General features: G+C 61.7%; 5 protein-coding genes and 1 pseudogene. All 6 read left to right on the top strand.

The window, feature by feature from the left end:
• A pseudogene (locus ACT8X9_RS06585) lies at window positions 1–304 on the top strand (tRNA (adenosine(37)-N6)-dimethylallyltransferase MiaA); the annotation flags it as partial.
• 6 nt (window positions 305–310) lie between these two features.
• The gene (locus tag ACT8X9_RS06580; RefSeq protein WP_444268501.1) at window positions 311–1,630 is read left to right on the top strand and encodes an HlyD family efflux transporter periplasmic adaptor subunit; all 1,320 of its coding nucleotides are present in this window, start codon (window positions 311–313) and stop codon (window positions 1,628–1,630) included.
• Window positions 1,631–1,742: 112 nt separating this feature from the next.
• Window positions 1,743–2,213 carry a cell division protein SepF gene (locus ACT8X9_RS06575; RefSeq protein WP_444268500.1) on the top strand — a complete coding sequence of 157 codons (471 nt, stop codon included), beginning with the start codon at window positions 1,743–1,745 and terminating at the stop codon, window positions 2,211–2,213.
• Window positions 2,197–3,015, top strand: a complete 819-nt coding sequence (locus ACT8X9_RS06570) for a YlmH family RNA-binding protein (protein ID WP_444268499.1) — start codon at window positions 2,197–2,199, stop codon at window positions 3,013–3,015. The genes ACT8X9_RS06575 and ACT8X9_RS06570 overlap by 17 nt, the downstream gene beginning before the upstream one ends.
• A gap of 33 nt (window positions 3,016–3,048) precedes the next feature.
• Complete coding sequence (locus tag ACT8X9_RS06565) at window positions 3,049–3,810, top strand: DivIVA domain-containing protein (RefSeq protein WP_444268498.1); 762 nt, start codon at window positions 3,049–3,051, stop codon at window positions 3,808–3,810.
• Window positions 3,811–3,909: 99 nt separating this feature from the next.
• Window positions 3,910–6,705 (top strand): isoleucine--tRNA ligase, encoded by a 2,796-nt coding sequence (gene ileS, locus ACT8X9_RS06560; RefSeq protein ID WP_330221110.1) that lies wholly within the window; start codon window positions 3,910–3,912, stop codon window positions 6,703–6,705.
• Window positions 6,706–6,717 lie beyond the last annotated feature (12 nt).

Genomic DNA, 6,717 nt, shown 5'->3' with positions numbered 1-6,717 from the left:
CCTGCGGGTGGACAAGATGTTGGATGCCGGTCTGCTGGACGAGGCGAAGCTGGTCTACGACCACCGCCAGACCTACCGTACGGCGGCGCAGGCCATCGGCTACAAAGAGTTTTTTCCCTTTTTTGAGGGGACGGCTGCGCTGGAGGAGTGCGCCGACAAGCTCAAGCAGGCCTCCCGCAACTACGCCAAGCGTCAGCTGACGTGGTTCCGCCATATGGACGGCGTGGTCTGGCTGGACGCCTCCGCGCCGGACGCTGCGGCCCGGGCTGTCCGACTGACCCGAGAATTTTTAGCGAAAGGGTGACCTTTTATGGCCGATAAAACGCATTCAGAACCCGGAACGCCGGGTGTGCTGAGCCGTCTGGCGGGCATCGCTGTGGTGGCGGTGGTTCTGGCGGGCATCTATGTGGGCTATCAGGCCTTGCAGGTGCTCTTCCCGCCCAACACCTACGAGACAGCGATGCTTGCCACGGTGGCGGATACCGTGAGCGCCGACGGCGTCCTGCTCTTCGACGAGACCTATATCTCCGGCAGCGGGACGCTGGGCTACCTCGCCGCCGACGGCGAGCGCGTCTCGGCGGGCGCTGCGGTGGCCGAGATCTACAGCAGCCCGGAACAGGCGGGCCTCCGCCAGCAGCTCACGGCCCTGAACGACCAAATCGAGCTGCTGCAGCGGTCTCAGAACACCACCGCCACCCAGCTGGACTCCCTGAGAAAAGAGCGTTCCGGTGCACTTTATGACCTGATGGATGCGCTGGACAGCTCTGCCTATGACGAGACGGCGCAGGGTGAGGAGAATTACATCCTCGCCCAGAACAAGCTCTGGGTCATCACAGGGGAAGTCTCGGATTTTTCGGCCCAGATCGCGGCCCTCACTCAGCAGTCGGCGCAGGTGCAGGCCCAGCTGGGCGCGCCCACCCAGATCACCGCCCCCCAGACCGGGTACTTCATCCGCAGCACCGCCGCCGGACGGCTCAACGCCGGGACGGACGACATCCTCGCGCTGGATGCTGCCGGTCTTGAGGCCTATCTGAACTCCGACCCGGAGCTGCCGCTGGACGGCTGCGCGGGCAAGCTCGTCTCGGGCTTTACGTGGAGGTATGTCGGCCTCTGCTCGGCCAAGGAGGGGGAGAAGCTGCTGGGGGACAACGGCAAGCCCCTGACCCGCTCGGTGAAGATCAAGTTTCCCGGCCAGATGGAAACGCCCCTCAAGGCGTCGGTGTCGGAGGTGAGCATCGACGAGGCCAGCGGCTTGGCCCGCTTCGTCGTCACCTGCGAGGTCATCAACGGCGATGTCCTCCGCCTCAGCCGGGCCAAGGCCCAGATCATCGTGGACGAGACTACCGGCCTGCGCATCCCCATCGAGGCTGTCCATTATTTAAAGGAAGACGGCACCGAGTCTGAGACGCAGGGCGAAAATTACATCCCGGGCGTCTACGTCAAGTACGGAAATCTCGCCCGCTTCTGTAAGATCGACCCTGTGGACAGCGCTCATCCGCTGGTGACGGATGGCGACTACTGCATCGTCATGCCCAGCAGCACCGATAAGACCAAAACCATCAGCGAAGTCCTTCTTTATGACGAGATCATCGTCTCGGGCCAAAATTTGTATGATGGAAAGCTTTTATAGTTATTGACATCTGATGCAAAAATTCAGATAATAGAAAAAGCTATTAGCAGCTCTTTGTTCACAAAGGGGTGCCGGGCGGCGTGAGCTGCCTGAATGAAAGGAGCAAGTTTCTATGTCTTTTGTGGATAGTCTGAAAAAAGGACTTTTTGGCAGTGAGGACGATTACGACGATCAGTACATGGACGACGGCCCTCAGATGGTGAATAACAACAACGGCATCGGCACCGCAGGTGCCGACGAGGAGGACGCCCCCGAGGAGGCCGCGACCCCCAAGCGGAACGGCAAGGTGGTCAACATCCATGCCACCACCCAGCTGAAGGTCGTTCTGGTCAAGCCCGAGCACTTCGAGGACGCCAGCACCATTGCAGACCACCTGAACAACAAGCGCACCGTCGTGCTGAATCTGGAGTCCACCAACAAAGAGGTCTCCCGCCGTCTGGTGGACTTCCTCTCCGGTGTGGCCTACGCCAACAACGGCCAGATCAAGCGGGTGGCCAACAGCACCTTCATCATTACCCCCTACAACGTAGACATCATGGGCGACCTGCTGGACGAGCTGGAGAACAATGGCGCGTTCTATTGATGTACAGCCCGGCGTGCGGGGCTTCGTCCCGGCGCAGAACGATGAGGAGCGCTTCCTCATGCGCCATGTGGAGGATCTGGCCCGCGCCGCCTTTGGCCGGGGCATCGCCCGCTATTCGGCCTTTCTGAGCGACCGGGAACAGCAGCTGGCGCAGGCGGCACTCAACCGCGCCGACGCGCCGGAAGAGAGCTGCCGCTTCGAGGGCGGCTGGCCCGGGGCAGAGCGCCGGGTGCTCTGCCTTGAGCCGGAGGACTGCTATCCTGCCTGCCCGGTCTGCTGCGTCCGGCTCAGATGCCGCGGGCTGGCCGGGGCACAGCTGCCCGTCCACAAGGACTATCTGGGCAGCCTGATGGGCCTCGAGCTTCGCCGGGAGGCACTGGGCGACATCGTCCTGCCGCCGGAAGAGCCGGGCACCGCCTATGTGTTCGCGCTGGAGCCGGCCGCAGACCTCATCTGTCAGGAGCTGCGCAGCGTAGGCCGCACTGAGGTGACGGCCCAGCTGCTGGCACTGGACGAGGTGCCGCAGTTCGCCGAGGCTGAGCGCCGTTTGCAGACGGCCACCGTGTCGTCCCTGCGTCTGGACGCTGTGCTGGCGGCCATGCTGCGGTGCAGCCGGGGCATGGCCGCAGAGCTTGTGGCGGCGGGACGGGTGGAGATCAACCATCTGCCCGCTTCCAGCGCCCACGCGCCGGTGTACCCATCGGATGTGTTCACCGTGCGGGGCAAGGGGCGCTTCCGCCTGACGGCTCTGCCGGGCAAGAGTAAAAAAGACCGACAAATCATCGAGTTCTTCCAGTATTGATGCGAAGGACCGGAATAAATGGAGGAGATCACTATGCTGACACCGCAGGACGTGCGCGCTGTCCAATTCGAAAAGAATCTCCGCGGCTACCGCACCGAGGACGTGGACCGTTTTCTGGATAAGGTAGAACAACAGCTCGAGCAGGATGCAGGACAGATGGAGGCGCTGCGCAAGCAGGTGGCCGATCTGACTGCGGAGAACGAGACGCTGCGCCGCAGTATGCAGAGCTATGAGGCCGACGGAGATATGCTCAAGAGCGCCCTCATCAATGCCCAGCGGATGGGTGAAAACGTCATCCGCGAGGCCAACCAGAAAGCCGAGGACATCCTGCACCGTGCGAATCTGCGCGGCGATGACATCATCCGGGATGCCAACGAGCTGCTGCAGAAGGCCAGCGACCGCGCCGATGAGATCATCAGCGAGGCCAACGACAAGAAGCTGGCCGAGGAGCGGGAGTATGACCGCGTCCGTCTCGAAGTCACCCGCTTCAAGTCCGACGTGCTGAACCTCTACCGCACCCATGTGGAGTCCCTGAGCCGTCTGCCGGAGTTCCAGCAGAAGGAAGAGGCGGCCGCGCAGGATGCAGGCGAGGAGCTGCCGGAGGCAGAGGCTGCTGACGCTGAGAACGCAGAGACCGCACCCGCTGCGGACGCCCCCGAGGCCGAAGCTGTCCCCGCAGCCCCTGCTTCCGATAAGGGCGAGGACTTCTGGGAAAAGGATGAATCCCAGCTCAAGCTCGACCCGCCCCCCGCAGACCCCAACGCTGCATTTCAGGGCGTGAGCTTCAGCGAATAAAAAACCATGCATCGGCAGCAAAACGCTGTTTTCGATAATCATCAGGCGCACAACTGCGCTGCTTGCGATTGCAAAACCAATAGAGGAGAGTGTAAACCAGTGGCTAAGAATAAGTCTCAGTACGATAGTACTCTGAACCTGCCCAAGACCCTGTTTGAGATGCGTGCCGGTCTGCCCAAGAAGGAGCCGGTCATGCTCAAGGATTGGGATGACAACGACCTGTACAACCAGCTCATGAAGCACAATGAGGGCAAGCCTCAGTTCATCCTGCACGATGGCCCTCCGTATGCCAACGGCAACATCCACATGGGCACCGCGCTGAACAAGATCATCAAGGATATCATCATCCGCGAGAAGAACATGGAGGGCTTTCAGGCTCCCTATGTGCCCGGCTTTGATACCCACGGCCTGCCCATCGAGCTGAAGGCCCTGTCCTCCGTCGGCGAGAAGAAGAAGGACATCTCCAAGCTCGAGCTGCGCCAGATCTGCGAGAAGTTTGCCACCGAGCACATCGACATCATGAGCGACCAGTTCAAGCGTCTGGGCGTTATCGGCGACTTTGAGCATCCCTACCTGACCCTCAAGCCCGAGTTTGAGGCACGTCAGATCGAGATCTTCGGCGAGATGGCCAAGAAGGGCTACATCTACAAGGGTCTGAAGCCGGTCTACTGGTGCCCCGACTGCCGCACCGCTCTGGCAGAGGCCGAGATCGAGTACGGCGAGGATGAGTGCGACTCCATCTTCGTCCGCTTCCACGTCTCGCAGGACCCCAACGGTGTGCTGGCAAAGCACGGCATCCCGATGGAGAAGACCTACTTCGTCATCTGGACCACCACCACTTGGACCCTGCCCGCCAACGAGGCCATCTGCCTGAACGGCCAGTTCGAGTATTCCTTCGTCAAGATCGGCGACGAGTTCCACATCATGGCCACCGACCTCGTCAAGAGCGTCATGGATTCCTGCCACATCACTGATTACGAGGTGGTGGGCGAGCCGGTCAGCGGCGCTGAGTTCGAGCTGATGCGCTACAACCACGTCTACCTGCCCAAGGAGGGCTGGGTCATCCTCGGCGACCACGTCACGCTGGAAAGCGGCTCTGGCTGCGTCCACACCGCCGGCGGCCACGGCGTCGATGACTTCAACGTCTGCCAGAAGTACCCCCAGATCCCCATCACCGTCCCTGTGGACGACGGCGGCTATCTGACCGAGCAGGCCGGCAAGTACGCTGGTCAGCGCGTCTGGGCTTCCAACAAGACCATTCTGGCCGACCTGACCGCCTCCGGCGCTGTCATGGGCCAGCTGCACATCAAGCATCAGTATCCGCACTGCTGGCGCTGCCACAACCCCATCATCTTCCGCGCCACCGAGCAGTGGTTCTGCTCCATCGCCAAGTTCCGTGAGGACGTCTACAAGGCCATCGACACCGTGACCTGGATGCCCGACTGGGGCCACGACCGGATGCACGGTATGGTCCGTGACCGCAACGACTGGTGCATCAGCCGCCAGCGCACTTGGGGCGTGCCCATCCCGGCCTTCTACTGCAAGAAGTGCGGCACCTACCACATCACCGATGCCACCATCAAGGCTGTCAGCGACCTGTTCCGCAAGGAAGGCTCTGACGCATGGTACAAGTACGACGCCGAGCAGATCATCCCCGCCGGTGAGGTCTGCGAGAAGTGCGGTGCATCCGAGTGGACGAAGGACACCGACATCATGGACGTCTGGTTCGACTCCGGCTCCACCCACGCCGCCGTTCTGGAAGAGCGGCCTGAGCTGCGCTTCCCGGCCGATATGTATATGGAGGGCGGCGACCAGTTCCGCGGCTGGTTCCAGTCCAGCCTGCTGACCAGCGTTGCAAGCAAGGGCTGCGCACCCTACAAGTCCGTTCTGTGCCACGGCTGGGTCGTGGACGAGCAGGGCAAGCAGATGCACAAGAGCGCCGGCAACGGCGTCGAGCCGAGCGAGATCATCAAGGACTACGGCGCAGACATCATCCGCCTGTGGGTGGCTTCCTCCGACTACACCGTTGATGTGCGTGCAGGCAAGAACATCTTCAAGCAGCTGAGCGAGGCCTACCGCAAGATCCGCAACACCGCCCGCTTCATTCTGGGCAACCTCGACGGCTTCGACCCCAACACCGACTGCGTCTCCGATGACCAGCTGCAGGACATCGACCGCTGGGCACTGGCTGCGCTGGATGACCTCATCGTCAACACCAACGCAGGCTATGCCGTCTACGACTTCAACAAGGTCTACCATGCGGTCTACAACTTCTGCGTCGTGGCCATGTCCAACTTCTATCTGGACGTCACCAAGGATCGTCTGTACTGCACCAACGGCACCGGCCGCAAGGCTGCACAGACCGCGATGTACAAGATCCTCGTCGCTCTGGACAAGATCATCGCCCCCATCCTCTGCTTCACCAGTCAGGAGATCTGGGACTTCCTGCCCAAGACCGAGGGCATGAACAAGTACGTCGTCTTCGAGGATATGCCGAAGGCCGGCCAGTACGCAGCCGACGACGCCTTCAAGGCCAAGTGGGCACAGCTCATCGCTGTCCGCGACGAGGTCAAGAAGGTGCTGGAGCAGGCCCGTGCCGACAAGCAGATCGGCGCGTCTCTCGAGGCTTCCGTCACCCTGTACTGCAATGATGCCGTCTATGCGCTGCTGAACAGCATCCCGATGGACGAGCTAGCCGACCTGATGATCGTCTCCCATGTGGAGCTGGTCAAGGGCGAGGGCGGCGCAGCCAGCGCAGTCGAGGGTCTGGGCGTTGCTGCTGCACACGCCACCGGCGACAAGTGCGAGCGCTGCTGGAAGTACTCTGCCGACATCGGCACCCACTCTGCTCACCCCACCCTGTGCGCACGCTGCGCCAGCGTTGTGGAGGGCTGATCCATCTTATAT

This window comes from Faecalibacterium sp., assembly GCF_052358865.1.
Classification (GTDB): domain Bacteria; phylum Bacillota; class Clostridia; order Oscillospirales; family Ruminococcaceae; genus Faecalibacterium; species Faecalibacterium butyricigenerans.
The sequence above is the reverse complement of the archived record's forward strand: the minus strand, read 5'-3'. Positions and strand labels throughout refer to the sequence as shown.

Coding starts and splice junctions, on each gene's coding strand:
- ACT8X9_RS06580 (WP_444268501.1), top strand. CDS start 311: ATGGCCGATAAAACGCATTCAGAACCCGGAACGCCGGGTGTGCTGAGC.
- ACT8X9_RS06575 (WP_444268500.1), top strand. CDS start 1,743: ATGTCTTTTGTGGATAGTCTGAAAAAAGGACTTTTTGGCAGTGAGGAC.
- ACT8X9_RS06570 (WP_444268499.1), top strand. CDS start 2,197: ATGGCGCGTTCTATTGATGTACAGCCCGGCGTGCGGGGCTTCGTCCCG.
- ACT8X9_RS06565 (WP_444268498.1), top strand. CDS start 3,049: ATGCTGACACCGCAGGACGTGCGCGCTGTCCAATTCGAAAAGAATCTC.